This is a genomic window from Desulfobotulus sp. (assembly GCF_034006065.1).
Taxonomy (GTDB): Bacteria; Desulfobacterota; Desulfobacteria; order Desulfobacterales; family ASO4-4; genus Desulfobotulus.
In genome coordinates this window covers 196335-217619 of the sequence record NZ_JAVETM010000002.1, presented here as the reverse complement: position 1 = coordinate 217619, position 21285 = coordinate 196335, and the positions used below count along the sequence as shown (strand labels likewise).

The window sequence follows — 21285 nt, the reverse complement described above, 5'->3', positions numbered from 1 at the left end:
CCTTTTTCAGAGCAAACTTCCAGAAGTGCTGAAGACCGTTTCTGTCGATCTTGATGGTGCTCCAGGAATGGGTTTCTACCAGATCTGCAAAATAGTCCTGCAGATTCCCAGGACTGAGTCTGTCCGGGCAACAGTCAAAATGCCTGCTGATCCTGCGGACGGCTCTGGCATAGGCATCAATGGTTTTTTGGGCTTTGCCCTGAAGCTTCAGGGTTTTCAGATGCTGGTAAAGCCTGTCGAATCGCTCCTGTTCCTGCTGGTTCATGGGGCACTCCTTCTCCAATGCGTTGTTAGGCTGCAGCTGTTCGCTGCATTGAAGGAGTGTACCTTGTTTAACTCTTTTCTGCCGCGAAGCGGCTGCGTTCAGCCACCGTCTTCACACGGAACCCGCAAACAGCGTGGGTCCGGTGAGCTGAAACGTTAGGAGCCTTGATGACCATCTCAGTTGGAATATTCGTTTTCGATGAGGTCGAAGTTTTGGATTTTGCTGGACCATACGAAGTATTTACAACAGCATCGCGTGTGTCTTGTCGAGATGATGTGTCAAGCCCCATCCCATTCAATGTATTCACAATCGCTAAGGATAAAAACATAATTCGGACTCGTGCTGGCCTCAAAGTGCAAGCCGACTATACCATCTATAATCATCCACCAATTGACCTACTCCTTGTTCCCGGAGGAGTTGTCGCTGGCGAGCTTGCTGAACCAACGGTCTCTGATTGGATCTCCTCCAGCTTGTCTCCAAGGCCCAAGCTTATCGCATCGGTGTGTACAGGGGCGTTCTTTTTGGCTAAGTCTGGTTTGTTAGATGGTAAGTTCGCCACAACCCATTGGGAAGACGTTGCCCAAATGCGTGCAATGTTTCCTTCAGTTACGGTCCTTGAAGGGCAGCGTTGGGTCGATGAAGGCTCAATCGTAACCTCAGCGGGAATTTCAGCCGGTTTAGACATGAGTTTATATTTAGTAGAGCGTCTTGCTGGGCGGGAGCTATCAGTGCGAACGGCTCGTCAAATGGACTATCATTGGCATGAAAACTCCCAACCTGTAGCTGCAGCAGACAGCCAGGGCCGTGGCAATTCTGACCGGATCAAGTAGTCTGAAGTTAAGTGTATTTTACAAATTCAGTGTCAGCCCTGTGGCTGCTGCTGGGCATGGCGTTCGAGGGAAAACATGAAATACCTTAAGTACCACGGCCTTGGAAACGACTACGTAGTGATTCATCCGGCAGATGTCAGCGGAGACCTTAGCCCGAAGAAGATTCGGCTCATTTGTGACCGCAACTATGGCATTGGATCAGATGGGATTCTTCTTGGTCCCCTCCACAGCGATACCTGTGACTTCCGTCTCAGAATCTTGAACCCTGACGGCAGTGAAGCGGAAAAGAGCGGGAATGGCCTTCGTATCTTTTCTCGCTATCTTTGGGACTTGGGCTCAATCTACGAGACCCCATTCACGGTAGAGACCCTTGGCGGAACTGTCGTCTGTCATGTTCACAAGGGCGGAAGGATGGTAACTGTGGAAATGGGAGAAGTGAGTTTCATGAGCACAAAGGTACCTGTTGCTGGAGAAGAACGAGAAGTATTGCGAGAATCCATGGACATCGAAGACGCAATCTTTGAGTACTGTGCAGCCACGGTCGGGAATCCGCACTGCGTCATCCTTTGCAACGACGTTTCTCCAGAGCTTGCCCGGCATTACGGGCCTTTAATTGAGACAGACTCCCGTTTTCCCAATCGGACCAACGTCCAGTTTCTAAAAGCCATCGACCGTGAGAACATCCAGATCGAAATATGGGAGCGAGGGGCAGGTTACACTTTAGCGTCGGGCAGCAGCAGTACCGCTGCAGCAGCTGTAGCTTTCAGGCTCGGTCTTTGCGGCCCCGCCATCACCGTTCACATGCCTGGCGGCAGCCTCGCCATCCACTTGGCTCAGAACTTTAGTGCCACAATGACAGGGCCAGTAACACGTGTTTGTGAAGGATTCATGGACCGGGAAATGTTTGAGGAAGATAGACCTTCGAACCGATAGGAAAAAAAATGTTTCAAAAGTTGGAGATCACCAACGAACGGCCTGCACCGTTCCAATTTTACACCGCAAGCGATCTATGGACCGACGAGCATACATCAGCCCAAATGCTCTCATGCCATCTGAATGAGGGTATGGACCTCTCTTCGAGAAATATGCAGTTCATCAATCGATCGGTGGAATGGATCACTTGCCTCTTTAACATCGGAAAGGATACCCAAATCGCCGACTTCGGCTGCGGCCCAGGATTGTACACAACGAGACTGGCCCGGCACCAGGCAAATGTGACAGGGATAGATTTCTCAAGAAGATCCATTGAGTACGCAAGGGAGGTTGCGGCCAGCGAGCACCTGAACATCAACTATGTGATCCAGAACTACCTGGATTTTGAGACTAAAGAGCGATTCGACCTTGTTATGATGATCATGTGTGACTTCTGCGCCCTCAGTCCTGCCCAAAGAAGAGACATTCTGAGCAAATTTCACAAAATCCTGAAACCGGGCGGTTCGATCCTTCTTGATGTGTATTCGCTGACAGCATTTGAGCAACGGGAAGAAGCAGCAACATACGCAGTCAATCTCCTCAACGGATTCTGGTCAGCAAACAAGTACTATGGATTTTTAAACACCTTCAAGTACGATAACGAAAAGATTGTACTTGACAAATACACGATTATCGAATCGGATCGAACCCGAACGGTGTACAACTGGCTGCAATTTTTCTCACCTGCGGAACTGGAGAGGGAATTTATGGAAAGCGGATTTTCCATTGAGTCGTTCTATTCAGACGTCGCTGGAACCCCATATGACCGAAACTCAAGCGAATTTGCGGTCATTGGAAAGAAGTCATAGCCCGGCACAGATCCATCTCAGGAACTCAGAAACGAAAATTCCGCTGCGCTTCACCACCGATGGCTGTCAGATTCTGTGTCAGACAGTGACCGAATTTATTCATCCCTGCAGGAGGTTTTTCAAATTGGATATTCCACGAATCTTCAACATCACCGAAAGTGCTCACCGCATCCATAACCCTTTCACACCAGAAAAACTCGCCACTCTCGGTGCCGTGTTGCGCTTGGAGCCAGGGACTCGCGTCCTTGATCTCGGTAGTGGCTCGGGCGAAATGCTGTGTACCTGGGCACGTGACTACGGAATCACCGGCCTTGGCATCGACATGAGTCCGTTGTTCTGCAAACAAGCAAAACTCCGCGCTGAAGAACTTGGCGTGGCTGATCGGGTCGAGTTCATCCATGGTGACGCTGTCGGCTATGTAACCGACGAAAAGTGCGGTGTGGCTGCCTGTGTCGGTGCCACGTGGATCGGTGGGGGAGTCGCCGGAACCATCGATCTTCTGACAAAAAGCCTTAGCGCCAAGGGAATCATCCTCATCGGCGAGCCTTACTGGCGGCAATTACCACCAACAGAAGACGTTGCCAGGGGATGCTTTGCCAATTCCATCTCCGATTTTCTCATGCTTCCTGAGCTTTGCGCGTTTTTCGACGAGCTAGGCTACGACCTTGTGGAAATGGTTCTGGCGGATCAGGAAGGCTGGGACAGATACGAGGCCGCCAAGTGGCTCACCATGCGTCGATGGCTTGAAGCGAATCCAGAAGACGATTTTGCAGAAGAAGTCCGAGCCCAACTGACCACAGCCCCCAAACGCCATACGGCCTACACCCGTGAATACCTTGGATGGGGCGTATTCGCTCTAATGGCGCGGTCCTGAGCAAGAAGCTGGCGACTCAGGCAGTGAAGATAAAGTGAAGGTAACGGATATAAAGAATGAGCAAAATATTCAACTGCACAAATCATAGCATTGAAATCCCCAACATTGTCAGCTGTGAAGGCATTTATCTGCTGGATGGTAAGGGGAAACGATACATGGATCTGGAGTCGGGAGTCTGGTGTACATCACTGGGTCACGGGAATGTCCGGATAAACAGCACGATCAAAAAGCAGATTGAAACATTCATGCATGCTGGTTTCTGCTATTCCGGAGATATCGTTGAAAATGCAGCGGATTCTGTTCTCTCTGTCACTGGCTTTGAAAATGGCAATTGCGTATTCCTATGCTCCGGCAGTGAGGCCATCGAACTTGCCAGGCAGATATCCAAACATGTCACCGGCAAAAAGCAGTCCATGACCCTTCACGATTCCTATCTGGGCTCATACAGTTCCGTGACCGACAGAAAAAGAAACTGGTACATCTTCAACTGGGAAGCATGCATGGGCTGCCCCCATCAGGATCACTGTGATATCGGATGTGAAAAGCTCAAGGATATTCCTGGAGATATTTCGGACTTCATCTTTGAGCCGGGCAGTTCTTCTGGCTTTGTCAGATTCCCGCCGAAGGCGTTGATCCAGAATATCGTTGCCATTGTAAGATCACAGGGCGGCAAGGTCATTGCCAATGAGGTGACCACTGGAACCGGAAGGACTGGGAAATGGTTCGGCTATGATCACTACCAGATCAAGCCAGATATGGTGGCAATCGGAAAGGGCATAGGAAACGGCTATCCCGTCAGCGTGACCGCAATAAACGAAGAAACCGTCAGAGAGCTGAAAAAAGGTACGTTCAGGTATATGCAGTCCCATCAGAATGATCCGCTGGGAGCGGCCATTGTCAAGGAGGTGATAACAATCATCAAGGATGAGGATCTGATTCCCAAAGCTGAAATCAAAGGAAAAAGATTTTTTGAAATGCTCGCATCCTTAAAAGACAAACGCCTCATCACCGACGTGCGGGGACGGGGCCTCATGTTTGCGGTTGAGGTCTGCGATGAAGGCACCGGAGACCGACTGTTCAAGGAACTGATTGCCAGAGGCTATATCGTTGGTAACAGAAAAACTTTTTTCAGGATTGATCCTCCCCTGACCGTGCAGGAAAAGGATTTTTACGCATTCACAAATGAATTCAGGTCCTTAATAAATCATACCCAAACACCCTAACCAGGCCCTGATCTCAAAGGAAAAAAATTTCGGTCCCCACCTTCTTTCAATCGGGCAGAAGGTCGTAAAAATAGCGCATCGCATCGGATCGTGACACAATGCCGATGATCTTTCCGTCTTTCACCACAGGCAGGCGGCCGATGTCATGCTTTACCATGATCTTTGCCGCTTCCATGGGACTCTTGGTGGGATCAATGGTAACCACGTTGCGGCTCATAAAAGCCCGTACCGGTGCTTTTCTCTGGGAATCCTTGCGGATTTTCCGGAAATCCCGCCGCGAAATCACCCCGGTCAGCACCCCGTCCTGCACCACGGGCAGCCCCGTACATCCCTTTTCCACAAGCACCTCCCAGACCACATCCATGGGCGTATCCTCTTCCACGGTTTTCACGGGATAACTCATGATGTCGCTGAGCTGCACAGAACTCTGCTGATTGCCCTGAAGAAGGGTTACGATCTGCTCCACCACCACATCGGTATTCACAAGATCCAGCATGGCGGAACCTGCGGCAGGATGCCCTCCCCCGCCGAGACTGCGCATAATGGAACCCACATTAAGATCTTCGGTCTTGCTGCGACCGATGACAAAGGTACGCTGTCGCTCCAGATCCGTGAACACGCCAAAGGCGGCGTCCACGTTCATGATCTCCCGGTACATATTGATGACCACAGCAAGGTTGCCCACATGTCCTTCGATCACCATGCGACTGATGGCGATACGATGTCCTTTCACATCCAGCTTGGCGGATTCTCCGGCCTGAATCATCTCAAAGAGGATTTCCTTTTGCCGCTCACCATAAACCGGCCTTAAAAAGGTGGAAAGCACATTGAGATCCGCCCGGTTTTCAAGAAGGTAGGCAGCTGCCAGGGCATCCTCCGCCTTGGTGGAACTGAAACTCAGATTGCCCGTATCCTCATAAAGTCCCAGTAAAAACAAGGTCGCCTGCATGGGCGTCAGCCGCATTCCCTGTTCCCGCATTTTCCGCACAAGGAGGGTCACCGTGGCCCCCATGGATTCCCGGCATGTCCATCCGGCCTCAATATCGCCTTCGGGATGGTGATCCCAGAGGATCAGCTCCAAATCCTTCTGGTCTTTCAGCTTGCGGAGATGCCCGTCCAGACGTGCCCAGGACCCCGTATCCACCACGACCATGCGCTGTACCTTTTTCAGCTCCGTTTCCTTGGGAAGATAGGTGTCAAAGATATCCTTATGGATGGATAGAAAAGCCTTCACATTGGGGTTCAGGTCATTGGGCCGCACGGGGATGGCTCCCGGATACAGCAGGGTCGCCGCCACCATGGAGGCCACAGCATCAAAATCCGCGTTCTTATGGGTGGTGATGATATCCATGATTCTCACATCCTGGGGGTCGTACAGCGTCTTGGGTGTCGGAAGAAAAAGCCTTCCTGGTTTGTGGGGTCCCCATCAACGTCTTTTTTTCTCAGGTATCCTTCATCTTTTTTTCATCCCTCGGAGACGATAAAAGAAGGGTCTTTTTCTCAGGATAAGTCAATTCCTTTTGCTCCATTTCCAGGGTCAGACGCAGACGCTCCAGTTCCAGCCTCGCATCCATGGCCTTGCTCGCCAGACGATACCGCAGATACAGAAACCAGAAGCAAAGACTTAAAACCCCCAGAAAAAGCACTGCAAAAATCCACTTGAAACGTAAAACCAGCTCCAGAGCGGAAAGGGCCGCACGGGAAAGCAGCACGGGCAGCACCCAGAGCGCCAGAACGGAAACAAAAACCAGGCCTCCCACTGTAAAGACGCCCGGCCTGTCCATGCGCGACAGCACCTTTTCCCAACCGCCGCCCTCTTCGGGTTGCGCATGTGCAGCTTCTTCCCGCAGAAAAAGCGAATGCCAGACCTTCACAAGAAAGGCAAAGAAAAGCACCAGTCCCACAGGAACCCCGATGGCCGCAAAGAGCCAGGCCGTGAGGGGAAAAGGGGTTTCCCTTGTCACAAGACGGGTATGAAAGGATTCCAGAGGACCGAAATTCTGCTCAAAATAGTAACGATCAAAACGGGTCAGGGTATCGCCCCGGGTCTCATAAATCACCTCGCCTGTGGCGTTTTGTACCTGAAGCCAGGCCTTTTTGCCCGACATGTTCCAGGCCACCATGAAGGCAAGGAGTTCTCCCACGGTCAGCAGAATCAGGAGAACCAGAACCAGCCTGCGAGACAGACCCAACTGCGGTATGTTCTGGGACATGCCACCTTCCTCAGGGTTTTCCCCTTCTCAGGTTCACACAAAAAGCAAAAGACAGTCGACCCCGCAGCAGGGTCAGACTGCCTTTTTCCTTAACACAGCCCCAGAGCCGGGACAACAGGACTTCAGATATCCGTCATCATGAAAAGAACCCTCTGGTTTTCAGTCTTCAGCCCCAAAACCACGGCACATGCCCACTTGCAAGGCCGATGGGGCCCAAAACACACAAAATGCGTCTCAATCTTTATCTCAACCCTGGCCTAAGGACTTGCCACCGTCCCATCCCACTGAAAGACCGACTGCCTCGGAACAAGAAAAACCCGGACTTCCGCCGTTGCCATACCTTCGGAGTAGGCCACTTCCATGACCTGAGCGCCTCGCAGATAAGCGCGGGTTTCTGAGAGAATGCGATCCTGGCCCATTTCCCCTTCTCCGGCCAGGGTGTAGGAATCCAGCAGAATGCCCGCAATCCGTTCGGAAAGCCTTCGGTAACCATCCAGAACAGCGGCGCGCTCGGCATAATAACGGCGTCTGGCAGGCGATCCCTTTTCCGGAGCCAACCCCTGGCCCTGTACCCGTACCATCAGCTTCACCGCACTTTCCTCCGGCTCCACTCCGGGAATCAGGTTAGCAGAACGGATGGCGGGGCTCTTGTGCCAGAGAACCTGATTTCGGGTTGCACACCCCAGGGCGGATACCAGCAGCAGGCCCGTCCATATCCCAAGCACAAACCAGACCCGCCATGACTTTCCCTTTGACTGACGCATAGCGCCTCCTGTTTTCCGTTAACCCTTAAAAAAAATCCAGGGGAGACTGTTTATTCCCAAAGAAGGACCATGGTATAAGCCTTAAGTCTCAATATTCTTTTTTTCATCTTTCGACCATCGGGATTTTTTTCTTAAGCGCAAACGGGGCAAGAAAAAACAAATGCGGGTGAACTTCTGTGCAAATACCAGGCAGCCCCAGGCCCTTGGCGTTGGGGGCCGCAAGGCTCATAGCCCCTGGATCCGGCAAAAAAAAGCCCTCCTGCTCCGCTTACCCGTCCTTTCCGGGGCCCTCATTGCCCTCTTTTTCCTGGCCATGGCCTGCGCGAGACCCCATCCAGCCCTCCAAAGCGGCCCTTTCTGCATCACCCTGGAACAGGATACCCAAGATGGCATGCTCACAAAAAACCGCCTCATCATGGCGTCTGCGCCCACAGAATACAGGATGGGCCACTGGCAGACCCTATCCGTGTCCGTGCATCTTCCCCTTCAGCCCGGTGAAGACGGCCGCATGCCCGCCCTCCGCAAGGCCTGGGAAACCCTGCTTCTTCAGCATGGCGCCCAGAGCATTGCAGGCCACAACCAGATAACTGGCAATCATATACAATCCCGCATGACCCTCCGCTATGAAGGTCTTGTTCAGGATCCCATCCGCATTGTCTCCTTTGTGCGGGAAAAGGAAAGTGTGCACCTTACCCTGGAAGCCCGGTTTGCCCCCCTCGCCTTTCCCGACCAGTGGGAAAGGCTGAGACAGAAGAAAAAAAGACAGGAAACTCTCCGGGAAATTTTTTCCGTTTTTGAGTAAAGGAAAGTCTTATGATCGCCGTTGTGCAGCGTGTCCGCCATGCCGATGTCCGCATTGATAATGAGATCGAAGGGAAGATCGACCAGGGGCTTCTTGTGCTTCTGGGCGTTGCTGAAGACGACAGGGAGGAAGACAGCGCCTTTCTTGCCGACAAAATTGTCCATCTAAGAATCTTTGAGGATGAGACGGGAAAAATGAATCGCTCCGTTCTGGAGACCGCCGGGGAACTCCTCGTGGTCTCCCAGTTCACCCTCCTGGGAGATTGCCGGAAAGGCCGACGGCCTTCCTTCACAGCTGCCGCAGCTCCGGCCACGGCCATTCCCCTGTACGAGGACTTCATCCAGCGCTGTAAAAACGCAGGAGTCCATGTCCAGACAGGCAGGTTCCAGGCGCAAATGGCTGTGTCTCTGCTTAACGATGGGCCCGTGACCCTCATCCTCGACAGTCGTATGCGAAAAAAATAACTCTTTCAGAACAGGTCTTGCCGCCATGCGTATCCCCATCACCCACATCATCAGGATTCCCCACATGCCGCATATCCTTGTCATGCTGTTTTTTTTGCTCGCCTCTCCTCTTTTCCACGCCTGGGCAGCGGAACAGACAACCGCACGCAACGCCTGGCTTCTGAAAACACCGGATGGAGAAGTGCTTGCCTCCCAAAACCCCGCCGAAGGCATGCCGCCGGCCTCCATTCTGAAAATCCTCACCTCCCTTTACGCCCTGGAAACCCTGGGACCGGAATACCGCATTGTCACACCCTGGCACACGGACAGTGAGGGTAACCTCGTACTCACCTCCCGCTCCGACCCCCTTCTCACTTCCATGCCCCTGAAAACCATGATTGCAAGGCTTGCCGAGCAAACTCCTCACCGCCACTTTACAGGGCTTGTTGTGGATGTTTCCCGTTTTGAAAAAAAAATTCCCATAGACGGACGATCCGCCCGCTCCCTTCGGAGTTACAACGCCCCCCTCACTGCCTTTGCCGTGAATTTCAATTCCGTATCCTTTAAAACGGAAAAAGGCCGCCTTGTTTCCGGAGAAGAGGAAACCCCCCTTTTACCCATGGTCATCGGTCCCATCCAGGCCTCTCGCATGGCTTCAGGCCGCATCGCCCTTCCTGAGGAAAGTGATTTCCCCATACGCTATGCCGCAGCCCTCACCCGCCATTTTCTGGAAGAAGCAGGCTTTACCTTTGAAAACAGTGAAACCCGATTCCGTGAAAATCCACCCACCGAACCCGACACCCTGCTCCTTGAAGTGCCATCAAACTTCAGCATTGCTGACATTGTCCACCAGCTCATGGCCCATTCCAACAACGTCATCGCCAACCAGCTTCTTCTTTTCACAGCCTCCCAGAACGTCAAAGACCCAAAACCCATAGGCCTGGAAGATGCCCGCAAGGATTTAAGTCTTTTTGTGGAAAAACGCCTTGGCATCCAGAATTTTTTCATCGAGGAGGGTTCGGGGCTCTCCCGGAAAAACCAGATTTCCTGCCAGGAAATGATCAAAGCCCTGGATGTCTTCATCCCCTACATGGATCTCATGCGCAGGGAAGTTCAGGGCCGCTACAAAACAGGCACCCTTTCCGATGTGCGCACCCGTGCGGGATTCCTCAAGGGAGCTGAAGGCTGGTATCCCTACGTACTCATGACCCAGGGAGAAAATGAGGCCTACCTTCGTCATCTGGAGACGCTCAAACAAAAGGTCAGGTCCAGAAAGAACCTGACCCGTGCTGCGGATTCCATGGAAACAGCCAGTCCGTGAAAAGGATCTCCGGAAAAAAGCTGTTATTTAAGGTGAAAAAGGAGTGGGATGCCCCGTCCTCTGACGGGGCATCGGCCTCATGAATCCCCAGACCTCTGGTCCTTGTCCTCCTTCGGCCTGTAAAAACGCCACTCCTTATTCACAATCAGACGTGCGCCCCGGTTGAAGGTGAAGTAAGCCCCTGCCCACTGAAGCACGACAAAAAGCCGATTTTTAAAGCCCGTAAGAAAATAGATATGGATGAAAAGCCAGGTCAGCCAGGCAAAGAATCCTGCAAACCGGATTTTTCCGGCTTCCACCACAGCCCGGCTGCGGCCGATGGTGGCCATCTGACCTTTGTCAAAATACGTAAAATCCTTTCGAGGTTTTTCCGCAAGATCCCGCAGAATATTCCCTGCCATATGACGCCCCTGCTGGAGGGCCACGGGGGCTACACCGGGAAGGGCGTTACCCGCACCTTCCGGTATGAAAGAAGCCTGGTCTCCTCCCACAAAAACCTCGGGAAACCCTTCAAGGCTGAGATCCGGCTTTACCGGAACCCTGCCCAGCCAATCCAGGGATTGGCCCAGGGTGGTATTGATTGCCGCCGCCTCAATGCCCGCAGCCCAGAGAACCGTCGCAGCCTGGATACGCTCTTTGCCGATATCCACCCCGTCCTTGTCAATGCCTGACACCTTTTTCGAGGTCCAGACCTGCACACCGAGACTTTCCAGATCCCGAGCGGCCCGGGCGGACAGATCCGGATGGTAACCCGGCAGAATGCGTTCCCCGGCCTCCACCAGAATCACCCGCGTCAGTTTGGGATCAATGTTTTTAAAATCCTTGGAAAAGGTATACCGGCTCATCTCGCCGATGGCCCCCGCAAGCTCCACGCCTGTGGTGCCTCCGCCCACCACCACAAAGGTGAGTTGCTTCATCTTTTCCTCAAGATTGGTGGTACACTCCGCCCTTTCAAAGGCATACAGGATGCGCCTGCGGATTTCCGTGGCCTGCTCCACGGTTTTGAGACCGGGAGCCAGGGGCTCCCACTCTTCTCTGCCAAAATAGGCATGCTGCGCTCCACACCCCAGAATCAGATAATCATAGGTCAGAGAACCGATGCTGGTTTCCACCTTCTTCGCCTTGGCATCCACGGAAAAGGCCTCGGCCTGGAGTACCCGTACGTAGCGATAACCGGAAAGGAGACTGCGCAGGGGAGCTGCAATTTCAGCAGGACTCAAGCCCGCCATGGCCACCTGATACAAAAGGGGCTGAAACAGGTGATAGTTCCTCTTGTCAATGAGGGTCACCTCCACCTTTCCCGATTTCCCCAGGGCCTTGGCGGCGTTCAGGCCCACAAAACCTCCGCCCACAATGAGCACATGCTTCATGGCGTTTTGATCCTTTCCATTGCTCTTCAGAATAGCTTCCCCGCCACTTTTCTGGCACAGACGCATTCATGGTTTTTGCAAAAACCGCATATTGATGTATTGTAGTGCGGAAAACAGCTTTTGTCATCCTCATCCACAAGGACGGGCGCTGCCATGCAGGATCTCCTTTCCCTGACACAGACACTCATGGGCTTTCAGACCATGGAATCCAGGCCCGACGAGATCCGCCGGTGTACGGATTTCATCCGCACCTTCCTCACCCGGCATGGGCTGTGCCATGAAATTCTTCATGTCCAGGGCGCGCCCTCCATTCTCATCACCCCAGCACCGGAAAGAAGCCCTGTTCTCCTTGTCAGCCATATGGATGTGGTCCGTGCGCCCGAAGCCCTCTTCACCCCCTGCATCCGGGACGGTTTTATCTGGGGACGCGGCGCTGTAGACGATAAATACGCCATTGCCCTTTCTTTGCACCTTCTCCTTGAAAAAACCCTGGAACTCCGAAAAAAAGGCCTGGACACAAAGGACCTGCCCTTTGGCCTTCTCATCACCTCCGATGAAGAGACCGGCGGAGAACGGGGCACGGGCGCTATCCTTCCCCGACTTTCCTGTGATTTCGCCATTATTCTTGACGGCGGAACCCCCGATGAAATCGTTATCCGGCAAAAGGGCATTCTGCGGCTCCGCCTTGAGGCCAGAGGGAAAAACGCCCACGGCGCTCGTCCCTGGCTGGGGCAAAACGCCCTGGAAGGACTGATGGCCGATCTTGGGCAAATCCGCAGCCTCTTTTCCCATCAGGATGCCCTTTATTGGGAAAAAACCCTCAACATCGGCCGCATGGAGGGCGGAAACGCCGTGAATCAGGTACCTGACAGCGCCTTTGCCCTGCTGGATGTCCGCTTTACGGAAAAAGACGACCCCACACAGATGATTCGGGAGATGGAAAAAAAACTCCGCTTCAGCCGCCTGACCCAGGAAAGCCTGGACCCTGTTTTCACAGCCGGAAACTCTTCCTACCTCAGCCTTCTGGCTTTGGCCGCTCCCCAGGCCCGGTACGTACACGAACACGGCGCCAGTGACGCCCATTATTTTTCGGAAAACCACATCCCCGCCGTTGTCTGGGGAGCAGACGGAGAAATGAGCCAGCACTCCGATGAAGAACGGGTCCGCATCGACTCCCTGGCCCTGCTCCTCAGCCGCCTGAGGGTCTTTTTCTCCCTTTGTGAGGCACAAAAGAAAGGGGACGCATGAAAAAGGAGACACCTTTTTTTCCCGACTGGATGGCCTGTCCGGCCTGCGATCGCCTGCACCTCAAAATCCCCCTCCAGCGCGGCCAGGTGGCCCTCTGCCGTCGCTGTGGCACGCGCCTCAGGGGACGCTGCTTTTACGGCCCGGATCTGCCCCTTGCCCTCTGCCTTGCCGCGCTCATCGCCTGGATCATCGCCATCTCCCTGCCCTTCATATCCATTGGCATCAGCGGACAAAGCCAGACCATCTCCCTGCCTTCTGCGGTTCTGACCCTCTTTCAGCACAGAATGCCTAGCCTTGCTCTTTTTGTGGGACTGCTTCTCATCCTCGCCCCCCTGTGCGCCATCCTCTTATTGATTTATCTGCTCTTTTTTCTCAGGCAGAACCGAAAACCTCCCTTTTACCGTTTTTTTCTCAAGCTTTTCGCACACGCCCGGTTCTGGGATATGACCGATGTCTATCTTGTCAGTATCTTCGTGGTGCTGGTCAAGGCCGTCCACATGGCGGAAATCCACCTGGCTTACGGTTTCTGGGCCTTCTGTCTTCAGGTTTTCTTTCTTCAGTTCGCCTTTGCCGCCATGCCCGTACGGGATATCTGGGAAAACCTCAGCCAGCCCCCCCTGCCCCCCACGCCTCTGCCGGGAAAGGAGGCGAGAAAAGCAGGCCTTGCCCCCTGCCACACCTGCGGCCGCCTTCACACCCTGGCGACCCCTTCCTGCACCCGATGCGCAAGCCCCATGCATGCCCGCAAACCCCAAAGCCTCAACCGCACCCTTGCCCTGACCCTCACCGCCCTCATTCTCTACATACCGGCCAACCTCTATCCCATCATGATCGTTGAAAATTTCGGGCAATCCCTTTCCAGCACCATCCTCGGAGGCGTCATTCTCCTCTGGCAGGACAAGGCCTTTCTCATCGCATCTGTGGTTTTTTTTGCCAGTGTCTTCATCCCCATGGCCAAGCTCCTTGCCCTGTTTTACCTCATCATCTGCGTCCGCTTCCGCACAATCGCCTGCCCCAGGGACCAGACCGCTCTGTACCGACTTACTGAATTCATTGGGAAATGGTCCATGGTTGACGTTTTTGTGGTGGCCACCCTCGCCGCCATGGTACAGATGGGCCGTATCGCCACCATTGAACCGGGTATTGCCGCCACCGCCTTTGCGGGCATGGTCGTCATCACCCTCTTTGCCGCTGAAACCTTTGACCCCAGACTGCTCTGGGATCGGCCATCTCAGGAAAACGACGCCCATGAACCTGCCTGCCTCTGAGTTTCCGGAAATCACCACAGCCAAGGCCCGCTTCTGGATCTGGCTCATCCCCCTGACCGCTCTGGTGGCCGGAGGCTGGCTTCTCTGGCAACACTATGCCCAGCGTGGCATACTGATCACCGTAAGCTTTGAAACCGCAGCCGGACTTGTCCCCGGAAAAACCCAGCTGCGGTTCAAGGATCTTGCCATCGGAACCCTGGAAAACATCGACCTGGCCCCGGATCTTTCCCACATCAGCGCCCGGATCCGCGTCCATCGCACCATGCAGCACCATATCACGGAAAGCAGCCGCTTCTGGGTGGTGCGTCCCCGCATCGACAAACAGGGCATCTCCGGACTCAACACCCTGCTCTCCGGAGCCTATATCGCCATAGAACCCGGACCCGGAAAACCCGCCACCTCCTTCGTGGGGCTGGAAAATCCTCCCCTCACCCCTTCGGAAACGCCTGGACTGCGGCTGGTTCTCGAAACCGAATCCGGTGGTCTTGATGTGGGCGCCCCCATCTATTACCGGAAAATCCAGGTCGGCGCTGTGGAGGCGCTCACCGTGTCTTCGGATCAGCAGCGTATCTTTCTCGATATCTTTGTCCGTTCTCCCTATGACGCACACATCAGCAGAGCCACCCGATTCTGGCGGGAAACCGGGGTTGATTTTTCCCTGAGCGCCGAAGGCATACGCCTTCGCACCGAATCCCTGGAAAGCCTGCTTTCCGGAGGCATCGCCTTTGACAATCCCGATCCCGAGGCCCCACGGGTAAAAAACGGAACCCATTTTCCCCTGTTTCCCAATTTCAGAGAGATTCAGTCCAGGTCCATGCAGATGGGACTCCCCTTTGTCGTCTATTTTGACGGATCCGTCCGCGGCCTCAGCCCCGGTGCGCCTGTGGATTTCCGTGGCGTTCAGATCGGGGAGGTACTGGACGTGAACCTTTACTATGACCAGGCCACCCAAGCCCTGCGCATTCCTGTCAGGATTGCCATCCTCACCCGCCGTCTCACAGGACCCAAGCATCCGGATCCCGATGCCCTCTTCATGCAGATGCTGCATCAGGGTCTCAAGGCCCGGCTGGAAATGGGCAGCCTTCTCACAGGCCAGCTCTTTGTGGCCATGGAAATGGATCCGGCAAATCCCGTAAAGGAGCTGCCCTTAAGTCCCGAAGGCATTCCTGTCATCCCCACTCTGCCCCATCCCATTGCCCAGCTCACGGAAAACGCCCTGCGCATTCTCAACCGCATCCGTGAACTCCCCCTGGAAGGCATAGCCCAGAACACCATCACAACCCTGGAAAGCGCCAGAAAACTCATGCTTCGCATGGAAGACATCCCCGGAGATCTCAGACCCGTCTTCCAGGATACCCGGGAAGTCCTTGCGGGCATCAACACCACTCTGGATCAGCTCAATGCGGGACTTGCCACCCTTCAACAGGGAAGTCCCCTTTATATGGAAATCAACCGGGCAGCCCAGGAACTGGCCGAGTCCGCCCGGGCCATTCGCATTCTTGCCGAAAGCCTGGAGGCAAGACCCGACACCCTTCTTTACGGAAAATAAAAGATCCGGAGGTCCCATGCACAGACACCGCGCAAGATCCCCCCTTTCCTCCTCTCCCGGACTGGGGCATGCTGTGAAGGCTGTCCTTTTTCTTCTCCTGCTTGCGGGCTGTGCCGCCAAGCCCCATCCCCAGCTCTACCATCTGGGCATTCCGGACCCTCCCCTTATGCAAAAAAAAGCCGGGAGTCCCGTTTTGCTTCTGGAAACATCTGCCATCCCCCGCCACCTGGACCGTCCCCAGATGGTCACGCGTCAGGGCGGATTTCAGCTGGTTGTACATGAACACCACCGCTGGTCCGCTCCCCTTGACCGGCTCATGCGAGAAAGCCTGGCTTTACGCATGGATGCCAGGCTCCCCGGATTCCGGGTCATACCCGCAGAACTCGGGCCGGCCTATCCCCCTCCCGCCTTGCGCCTACGTCTGCAGATCATCGATTTTTCAGGAGATGAAAAGGGTGAAGTGCGTTTAAGCGGTATGTTTTCCCTAGAAGCTCCGGGTAAACTCCCCAAAGAAGTGCCCTTTGATGTCCGTGTCTTCAGCACCTCCATCGAACCCGAAGCCCTGGCCGCCTCCCAGAGCCTGGCCCTGGATGGGTTGGCCGAACAACTGATGGCGGAAGTTCGGAATCTCTTCTGATCCATTCCTTAGTCTTTGCAGGTTCTTTTCTATGGGCCAGAAAAAGAAGATTTCAATCCTTTTTGCGCATATGCAGAAAAGCCTTGACAGAAAAAACCATTAACAGTAATTATTACTGAAAAAAAGGGGGAGGCGTCATGGAACATTCACACAAAGAGAAACTCGGAGCCATCCGCCTCAGTGCGCAACGACGCATCATTCTGGATGTGGTTCTCGCCACCCAGAGCCACCCCACAGCGGACATGGTATACCGCTGGGTACAGAACAAGCTTCCACGCATCAGTCTTGGAACCGTTTACAGAAACCTTGAAAGCCTCAGTGAGGCGGGCTACATTGCAAGGATTGATACGGGCGCAGGTCCCAGACGTTACGATGGCAGCACCCATACCCATGCCCATATCCGCTGCACGGCTTGCGACAGTCTGGAAGACCTACCCGCAAGTATTCCCCTGGAAAGCCTTCTTCGGGAACAGGTGGAAAGTCCTTACCAGATTCACGACATCATTGTCGAGGTAAGGGGCCTCTGCCCCAAATGCCAGAAACGATGATCCTTCTTTTAAACCGAGAAACCCAAAACCATTCAAAGGAGAGTTCAGCATGGCATCCATCAAAGGAACGCAGACCGAAAAAAACCTTCTCACAGCTTTTGCCGGGGAATCCCAGGCCAGAAACCGCTATACCTATTTTGCAGCCCAGGCCAAGAAGGAAGGCTACGTACAGATTGCCGCCATCTTTGAGGAAACAGCCAACCAGGAAAAAGAGCATGCCAAGCGCTTTTTCAAATTCCTTGAAGGCGGAGAAGTGGAAGTACGCTGGAATTTCCCTGCAGGTGTGATCGGAACAACCCTTGAAAACCTCAAGGCTGCGGCCCAGGGAGAGCATGAGGAATTCACCTCCATGTATCCCGGATATGCCAAAACCGCCCGTGAAGAAGGCTTTGAAGCCATCGCCATTGTATTTGAAAAAATCTGTATTGCAGAAGAACACCACGAAAACCGCTACAGAGCCCTTGCCGCCAACATTGAAGCAGGCAGGGTTTTCAAGCGCGAAGCAAGCGCTACCTGGGCATGTCGCAACTGCGGCTATGTGCACACCGGAGAAAAAGCTCCGGAAATGTGCCCCGCCTGCGCCCATCCCCAGGCTCACTTTGAACTTAAGCCCACCAACTATTGAGTCGGGCGGATACCCTGAAAAATAGGGATCCGCGCCACACCGGACTCCGCTGAATCGAAAAAATAAAGGGGCAAGGGGAAAATTATTTTTCCGCCTTGCCCCTCTGTCATTTTAACCGCCCTGAATCTTCACACCCGTCAACTCACCGGACCTTTTTCAGGGTTTAAGGCGAAACCTTCTTCTACCGCCGTTCATGCAAGCGCCTCACTCAGATCCATACCCAGGGCCTTTGCCACTCCCTCGCCATAGGCCGGGTCTGCCTTAAAACAGTTGCGGATATGTCTCTGCTTGATTTCCTGGGGCGCATCCCCCATGGAGCGGGCCGTGTTACCAAAAAGAACTTCTTTTTGTTCCGGACGCATCAGACGGAAAAGTGCACCGGGCTGGGAATAATAATCCGCGTCCTCCCTGTGGTTCCAATGATCGGCAGCCCCTTCCAGACTCAGGGGCGGCTCACTGAAATCGGGCTGTTCCTGCCACTCCCCATAACTGTTGGGCTCATATCCAAGGGTGCTGCCATGGTTGCCATCCACCCGCATGGCACCATCCCTGTGGTAACTGTGGAAAGGACAACGGGCCTTATTCACGGGGATGAGGTGGTGGTTGACCCCTAAACGGTAACGCTGGGCATCGCCATAGGAAAAGAGGCGACCCTGCAACATCTTGTCCGGAGAAAAGCCAATACCCGGCACCACATTGGCCGGGTTAAAGGCCGCCTGCTCCACCTCGGCAAAATAATTTTCCGGATTGCGATTCAGCTCCATCACCCCCACTTCAATCAGAGGATAGTCTTTGTGAAACCAGACTTTGGTCAGGTCAAAGGGATGGCAGGGGCAGGTGGCGGCTTCCTTTTCCGGCATCACCTGAATGAAAAGGGTCCAGCGGGGAAAATCCTTGTTTTCAATGCTTTCGTACAGATCCCGCTGATGGCTTTCCCGACACTTACCAATGAGGGCTTCGGCTTCCGCATCCGTAAGATTTTTAATTCCCTGCTGGCTTTTAAAATGAAACTTCACCCAATAGCGTTCGTTTTTTGCATTAATGAGACTGAAGGTATGACTGCCGAACCCGTGCATATGACGATAGGTGGCGGGAATGCCCCGATCACTCATCACAATGGTCACCTGATGCAGGGCTTCGGGCAGAGAAGTCCAGAAATCCCAGTTGTTTTTCGCACTTCGCATATTGGTGCGGGGATCCCGCTTCACCGCATGGTTCAGGTCTGGAAATTTCAGGGGATCTCGCAGGAAAAACACAGGCGTATTGTTGCCCACCATATCCCAGTTCCCCTCTTCCGTGTAAAATTTCACAGCAAAACCCCGGATATCCCGTTCTGCATCCGCAGCGCCCCTTTCTCCGGCCACCGTGCTGAAGCGGGTGAAAAGCTCCGTTTTCTTGCCGATTTCAGAAAATATTTTCGCCCTTGTGTACTGGGTGATGTCGTGGGTGACCGTAAAAACCCCATAAGCACCCGACCCCTTGGCGTGCATCCTCCGCTCCGGAATCACCTCACGATCAAAATGGGCCAGTTTCTCAAGAAACCAGACATCCTGAAGAAGCATGGGCCCGCGGGGGCCTGCTGTCAGTACATTCTGGTTATCCGGAACCGGGGCTCCGCCATTGGTTGTCAGCTTCTTTTTATCCGTCATGCAAGGTCTCCTTTCTGGTGCTGAGCCCAGGGACAGCCGGACTCAGAAATGGGGGGACAGACGCGAATAAAACAGGATAAAAAGAGCCTACAGGAAAAAAAGTCCAGGGTACATGGTAATTTCTCCGCTCAGGGCAAAAAAAGTCACCTACACCCTGGCATCCTTTTCCGGATAACGGCGTCTGAAAAGACTTTCCGACTCTGCATTGCCCATGACAATCAATTCCGTAGCCTCTTCAATGATCTTAAAGGGATCCGGGTTGATTTCCATGGTTTCCCCTGAGGACATGGCAATGACGTTGCACCCCGTGTGTTTACGAATGCCGCTATCCACAAGGCTTTTTCCCCAAAGGCTCTTATGGCTCCGAACACGGAAGATGTTCAGGCCTTCTGTGACCATCAGCACCTTGCCCGGACTTAAGAGATTAAAAAGGGTATTGCCCGCAAGGGCGGCGTAAGACATGACAAGGTCAGCACCTGCGGTGTGCAGAATGCTGATATTCCGATCCAGAGTAGCCCGGCTGATGATCTGGATATCCGGGCGCAGTTTGCGGCAATACAGGGTGAGATAGATGTTCATGTCATCGGAATGGGTGGTGATGAAAACCGAAGGGGCCTTCTTGATCCCCGCATCCAGGAGAACATCCAGATCCGCGGCGCTGCCCAGAACCATATGCGCGCTTTTTGCAGCTACCTTGGGATTTTTTTCCACAATCCGATAACGAACGCCCCTGGATTCAAGGATTTCCGCCGCAGCCTGGCCCACCCGGCCTCCTCCCAGAATCAGAACAGGATCCAAGGAGGCTTCCTCCTGATTCCCCACAAAACGCTCATAGACAAGAACCTGTTCCATGGATCCCACCAGCACCAGTACGGTTTCAGACTGTATCCGGCTCTCGGGTCTCGGCAGGGTGAAAACGCCCCTTTCCCAGAGCCCCACCACGTTCATGCCCGTGGCCTGGCGCAGGCCGCACTCCAGAAGGGTTTTTCCCACCAGAGGCGTACGCATGGCAGGGGCTTCCACAATCACAAGCTTTTCAAAACGACCAATGATGGCAGACTGCAAGCCAGCCCCCACAATGCGGCGCGCAAGAAAACCTCCCAGCATTTTACGGAACTGAAACACCCGTGTGGCTCCGGCAAGGCGGAGAATATCCACGGACTCGTCATTTTCCGCATTCACCACAATGGGAATCTCCTTGGAAAGCTCCCTCAGGGTAAAGGCGATGTTGGTGTTTTTCATGTCATCGGTAAGGGCCAGCACCATGGCTGCCTTGTGGATATGGAGGCGGCGGTAGGTTTCCGGGTCATCCAGATCCCCGGCAAGGGCCTTGTACCCCTGGTCCCTGAGATTGATGGCCTCCTGCACTTCCGGGACAAGGAGTACATACTCCTTTTCATACTTCACAAGCCTTGTAATAAGGCTGGTGGCCACGGGGTCAAAACCAACAATGATCACATGGTTTTCCACATCATCGGGAAGTTTCTGCCTCGCCCGTGACTGGGTTTCCGCTTCCAGCCAGGGGGCATAAAAAAACTGGATGAAGGTGAAAGGCAGCATGACAAGCAAAAACACAATGCCCGAAAGCAGCACCACGATGGAAAAAATACGGCCGATATCACTTTGAAAGGTGATATCCCCAAACCCCAGGGTGGACATGACCGTCAGGGTCCAGTACACCCCTGTGGCCCAGGAATGGCTCTGCCCTTCCATGAGCATGAAAAGATGAAAAAGGATGCTGTACAGGGTGATGATGCCCAAAAGCACCAGAATGAAGCGGGAAAGAAGGCGGATGTTCCGCCGCGCCCTGCGATCCTGAAGCAGGTACATCAGCTGGGAGGGAAGAAACTTCATGCAAGCCCCTCTGGGTTGGGG

General features: G+C 53.8%; 21 protein-coding genes. 14 read left to right on the top strand and 7 right to left on the bottom strand.

The features are described 5' to 3' along the window. Nucleotides 1-265 (bottom strand): phage integrase N-terminal SAM-like domain-containing protein (locus tag RBR60_RS02335; RefSeq protein ID WP_320354133.1); only part of this gene is annotated, 265 nt, incomplete at its 3' end. A gap of 167 nt (nucleotides 266-432) precedes the next feature. On the opposite strand from RBR60_RS02335, the gene RBR60_RS02330 reads away from it, so the two are divergent. From RBR60_RS02330 to RBR60_RS02310, 5 genes are all read left to right on the top strand, one after another. After that, nucleotides 433-1095, top strand: a complete 663-nt coding sequence (locus RBR60_RS02330; protein WP_320354132.1) for a DJ-1/PfpI family protein — start codon at nucleotides 433-435, stop codon at nucleotides 1093-1095. A gap of 75 nt (nucleotides 1096-1170) precedes the next feature. Next, entirely contained in the window at nucleotides 1171-2028 is an 858-nt protein-coding gene (gene dapF / locus RBR60_RS02325) for a diaminopimelate epimerase (protein WP_320354130.1), read from the top strand. 8 nt (nucleotides 2029-2036) lie between these two features. After that, entirely contained in the window at nucleotides 2037-2876 is an 840-nt protein-coding gene (locus RBR60_RS02320; protein ID WP_320354128.1) for a class I SAM-dependent methyltransferase, read from the top strand. Next, nucleotides 2830-3750, top strand: a complete 921-nt coding sequence (locus RBR60_RS02315; protein ID WP_320354126.1) for a class I SAM-dependent methyltransferase — start codon at nucleotides 2830-2832, stop codon at nucleotides 3748-3750. The genes RBR60_RS02320 and RBR60_RS02315 overlap by 47 nt, the downstream gene beginning before the upstream one ends. Nucleotides 3751-3806: 56 nt before the next feature. Continuing rightward, nucleotides 3807-4973 (top strand): aminotransferase class III-fold pyridoxal phosphate-dependent enzyme, encoded by a 1167-nt coding sequence (locus RBR60_RS02310; protein ID WP_320354125.1) that lies wholly within the window; start codon nucleotides 3807-3809, stop codon nucleotides 4971-4973. Between the two features lie 46 nt (nucleotides 4974-5019). Here the strand turns inward: RBR60_RS02310 and RBR60_RS02305 are convergent, their stop codons facing one another. The 3 genes from RBR60_RS02305 to RBR60_RS02295 form a co-directional block, all read right to left on the bottom strand. Next, nucleotides 5020-6324, bottom strand: a complete 1305-nt coding sequence (locus RBR60_RS02305) for a CBS domain-containing protein (protein WP_320354123.1) — start codon at nucleotides 6322-6324, stop codon at nucleotides 5020-5022. A gap of 91 nt (nucleotides 6325-6415) precedes the next feature. After that, a complete protein-coding gene (locus tag RBR60_RS02300) occupies nucleotides 6416-7186 on the bottom strand; it encodes a hypothetical protein (protein WP_320354121.1) in 771 nt (256 codons plus the stop codon). Nucleotides 7187-7443: 257 nt separating this feature from the next. After that, nucleotides 7444-7950 (bottom strand): hypothetical protein, encoded by a 507-nt coding sequence (locus RBR60_RS02295; protein ID WP_320354119.1) that lies wholly within the window; start codon nucleotides 7948-7950, stop codon nucleotides 7444-7446. A 160-nt stretch (nucleotides 7951-8110) separates the two neighbouring features. On the opposite strand from RBR60_RS02295, the gene RBR60_RS02290 reads away from it, so the two are divergent. From RBR60_RS02290 to RBR60_RS02280, 3 genes are read left to right on the top strand one after another with little or no spacing between them, the layout of a single operon-like run. Continuing rightward, the gene (locus RBR60_RS02290) at nucleotides 8111-8752 is read left to right on the top strand and encodes a hypothetical protein (protein ID WP_320354118.1); all 642 of its coding nucleotides are present in this window, start codon (nucleotides 8111-8113) and stop codon (nucleotides 8750-8752) included. An 11-nt stretch (nucleotides 8753-8763) separates the two neighbouring features. Further along, nucleotides 8764-9216 (top strand): D-aminoacyl-tRNA deacylase, encoded by a 453-nt coding sequence (gene dtd, locus RBR60_RS02285; protein ID WP_320354117.1) that lies wholly within the window; start codon nucleotides 8764-8766, stop codon nucleotides 9214-9216. A gap of 25 nt (nucleotides 9217-9241) precedes the next feature. Further along, a complete protein-coding gene (locus RBR60_RS02280; RefSeq protein ID WP_320354115.1) occupies nucleotides 9242-10516 on the top strand; it encodes a D-alanyl-D-alanine carboxypeptidase in 1275 nt (424 codons plus the stop codon). A gap of 77 nt (nucleotides 10517-10593) precedes the next feature. Here the strand turns inward: RBR60_RS02280 and RBR60_RS02275 are convergent, their stop codons facing one another. Then, nucleotides 10594-11886 (bottom strand): NAD(P)/FAD-dependent oxidoreductase, encoded by a 1293-nt coding sequence (locus tag RBR60_RS02275; RefSeq protein ID WP_320354113.1) that lies wholly within the window; start codon nucleotides 11884-11886, stop codon nucleotides 10594-10596. Between the two features lie 153 nt (nucleotides 11887-12039). Here RBR60_RS02275 and RBR60_RS02270 point away from each other — a divergent pair, with 153 nt between their 5' ends. The 6 genes from RBR60_RS02270 to rbr all read left to right on the top strand — a co-directional run bounded on the left by RBR60_RS02270 (nucleotide 12040) and on the right by rbr (nucleotide 17761). Beyond that, the gene (locus tag RBR60_RS02270) at nucleotides 12040-13134 is read left to right on the top strand and encodes a M20 family metallopeptidase (RefSeq protein WP_320354112.1); all 1095 of its coding nucleotides are present in this window, start codon (nucleotides 12040-12042) and stop codon (nucleotides 13132-13134) included. After that, complete coding sequence (locus RBR60_RS02265; protein ID WP_320354111.1) at nucleotides 13131-14402, top strand: PqiA/YebS family transporter subunit; 1272 nt, start codon at nucleotides 13131-13133, stop codon at nucleotides 14400-14402. Before RBR60_RS02270 ends, RBR60_RS02265 begins: the two co-directional genes overlap by 4 nt. Beyond that, entirely contained in the window at nucleotides 14383-15951 is a 1569-nt protein-coding gene (locus tag RBR60_RS02260; RefSeq protein ID WP_320354110.1) for an intermembrane transport protein PqiB, read from the top strand. Before RBR60_RS02265 ends, RBR60_RS02260 begins: the two co-directional genes overlap by 20 nt. 16 nt (nucleotides 15952-15967) lie before the next feature. Further along, on the top strand, nucleotides 15968-16588 hold the full coding sequence (locus tag RBR60_RS02255) for a PqiC family protein (RefSeq protein WP_320354108.1): 621 nt from the start codon (nucleotides 15968-15970) through the stop codon (nucleotides 16586-16588). Between the two features lie 137 nt (nucleotides 16589-16725). Next, nucleotides 16726-17136, top strand: coding sequence for a transcriptional repressor (locus RBR60_RS02250; RefSeq protein WP_320354107.1), 411 nt, complete (start codon nucleotides 16726-16728; stop codon nucleotides 17134-17136). Nucleotides 17137-17185: 49 nt separating this feature from the next. Then, entirely contained in the window at nucleotides 17186-17761 is a 576-nt protein-coding gene (rbr, locus tag RBR60_RS02245; RefSeq protein ID WP_320354106.1) for a rubrerythrin, read from the top strand. Between the two features lie 191 nt (nucleotides 17762-17952). Here rbr and RBR60_RS02240 read toward each other — a convergent pair whose 3' ends face one another. Further along, nucleotides 17953-19410 carry a catalase gene (locus RBR60_RS02240; protein WP_320354105.1) on the bottom strand — a complete coding sequence of 486 codons (1458 nt, stop codon included), beginning with the start codon at nucleotides 19408-19410 and terminating at the stop codon, nucleotides 17953-17955. Nucleotides 19411-19557: 147 nt separating this feature from the next. Beyond that, nucleotides 19558-21264, bottom strand: coding sequence for a potassium channel family protein (locus RBR60_RS02235; protein ID WP_320354103.1), 1707 nt, complete (start codon nucleotides 21262-21264; stop codon nucleotides 19558-19560). Between the last annotated feature and the right edge of the window lie 21 nt (nucleotides 21265-21285).

Bases quoted from the DNA above. Each gene is read 5' to 3' on its own strand.
- RBR60_RS02330 (WP_320354132.1), top strand. From the start codon at position 433: ATGACCATCTCAGTTGGAATATTCGTTTTCGATGAGGTCGAAGTTTTG.
- dapF (WP_320354130.1), top strand. From the start codon at position 1,171: ATGAAATACCTTAAGTACCACGGCCTTGGAAACGACTACGTAGTGATT.
- RBR60_RS02320 (WP_320354128.1), top strand. From the start codon at position 2,037: ATGTTTCAAAAGTTGGAGATCACCAACGAACGGCCTGCACCGTTCCAA.
- RBR60_RS02315 (WP_320354126.1), top strand. From the start codon at position 2,830: ATGACCGAAACTCAAGCGAATTTGCGGTCATTGGAAAGAAGTCATAGC.
- RBR60_RS02310 (WP_320354125.1), top strand. From the start codon at position 3,807: ATGAGCAAAATATTCAACTGCACAAATCATAGCATTGAAATCCCCAAC.
- RBR60_RS02305 (WP_320354123.1), bottom strand. From the start codon at position 6,324: ATGGATATCATCACCACCCATAAGAACGCGGATTTTGATGCTGTGGCC.
- RBR60_RS02300 (WP_320354121.1), bottom strand. From the start codon at position 7,186: ATGTCCCAGAACATACCGCAGTTGGGTCTGTCTCGCAGGCTGGTTCTG.
- RBR60_RS02295 (WP_320354119.1), bottom strand. From the start codon at position 7,950: ATGCGTCAGTCAAAGGGAAAGTCATGGCGGGTCTGGTTTGTGCTTGGG.
- RBR60_RS02290 (WP_320354118.1), top strand. From the start codon at position 8,111: ATGCGGGTGAACTTCTGTGCAAATACCAGGCAGCCCCAGGCCCTTGGC.
- dtd (WP_320354117.1), top strand. From the start codon at position 8,764: ATGATCGCCGTTGTGCAGCGTGTCCGCCATGCCGATGTCCGCATTGAT.
- RBR60_RS02280 (WP_320354115.1), top strand. From the start codon at position 9,242: ATGCGTATCCCCATCACCCACATCATCAGGATTCCCCACATGCCGCAT.
- RBR60_RS02275 (WP_320354113.1), bottom strand. From the start codon at position 11,886: ATGAAGCATGTGCTCATTGTGGGCGGAGGTTTTGTGGGCCTGAACGCC.
- RBR60_RS02270 (WP_320354112.1), top strand. From the start codon at position 12,040: ATGCAGGATCTCCTTTCCCTGACACAGACACTCATGGGCTTTCAGACC.
- RBR60_RS02265 (WP_320354111.1), top strand. From the start codon at position 13,131: ATGAAAAAGGAGACACCTTTTTTTCCCGACTGGATGGCCTGTCCGGCC.
- RBR60_RS02260 (WP_320354110.1), top strand. From the start codon at position 14,383: ATGAACCTGCCTGCCTCTGAGTTTCCGGAAATCACCACAGCCAAGGCC.
- RBR60_RS02255 (WP_320354108.1), top strand. From the start codon at position 15,968: ATGCACAGACACCGCGCAAGATCCCCCCTTTCCTCCTCTCCCGGACTG.
- RBR60_RS02250 (WP_320354107.1), top strand. From the start codon at position 16,726: ATGGAACATTCACACAAAGAGAAACTCGGAGCCATCCGCCTCAGTGCG.
- rbr (WP_320354106.1), top strand. From the start codon at position 17,186: ATGGCATCCATCAAAGGAACGCAGACCGAAAAAAACCTTCTCACAGCT.
- RBR60_RS02240 (WP_320354105.1), bottom strand. From the start codon at position 19,410: ATGACGGATAAAAAGAAGCTGACAACCAATGGCGGAGCCCCGGTTCCG.
- RBR60_RS02235 (WP_320354103.1), bottom strand. From the start codon at position 21,264: ATGAAGTTTCTTCCCTCCCAGCTGATGTACCTGCTTCAGGATCGCAGG.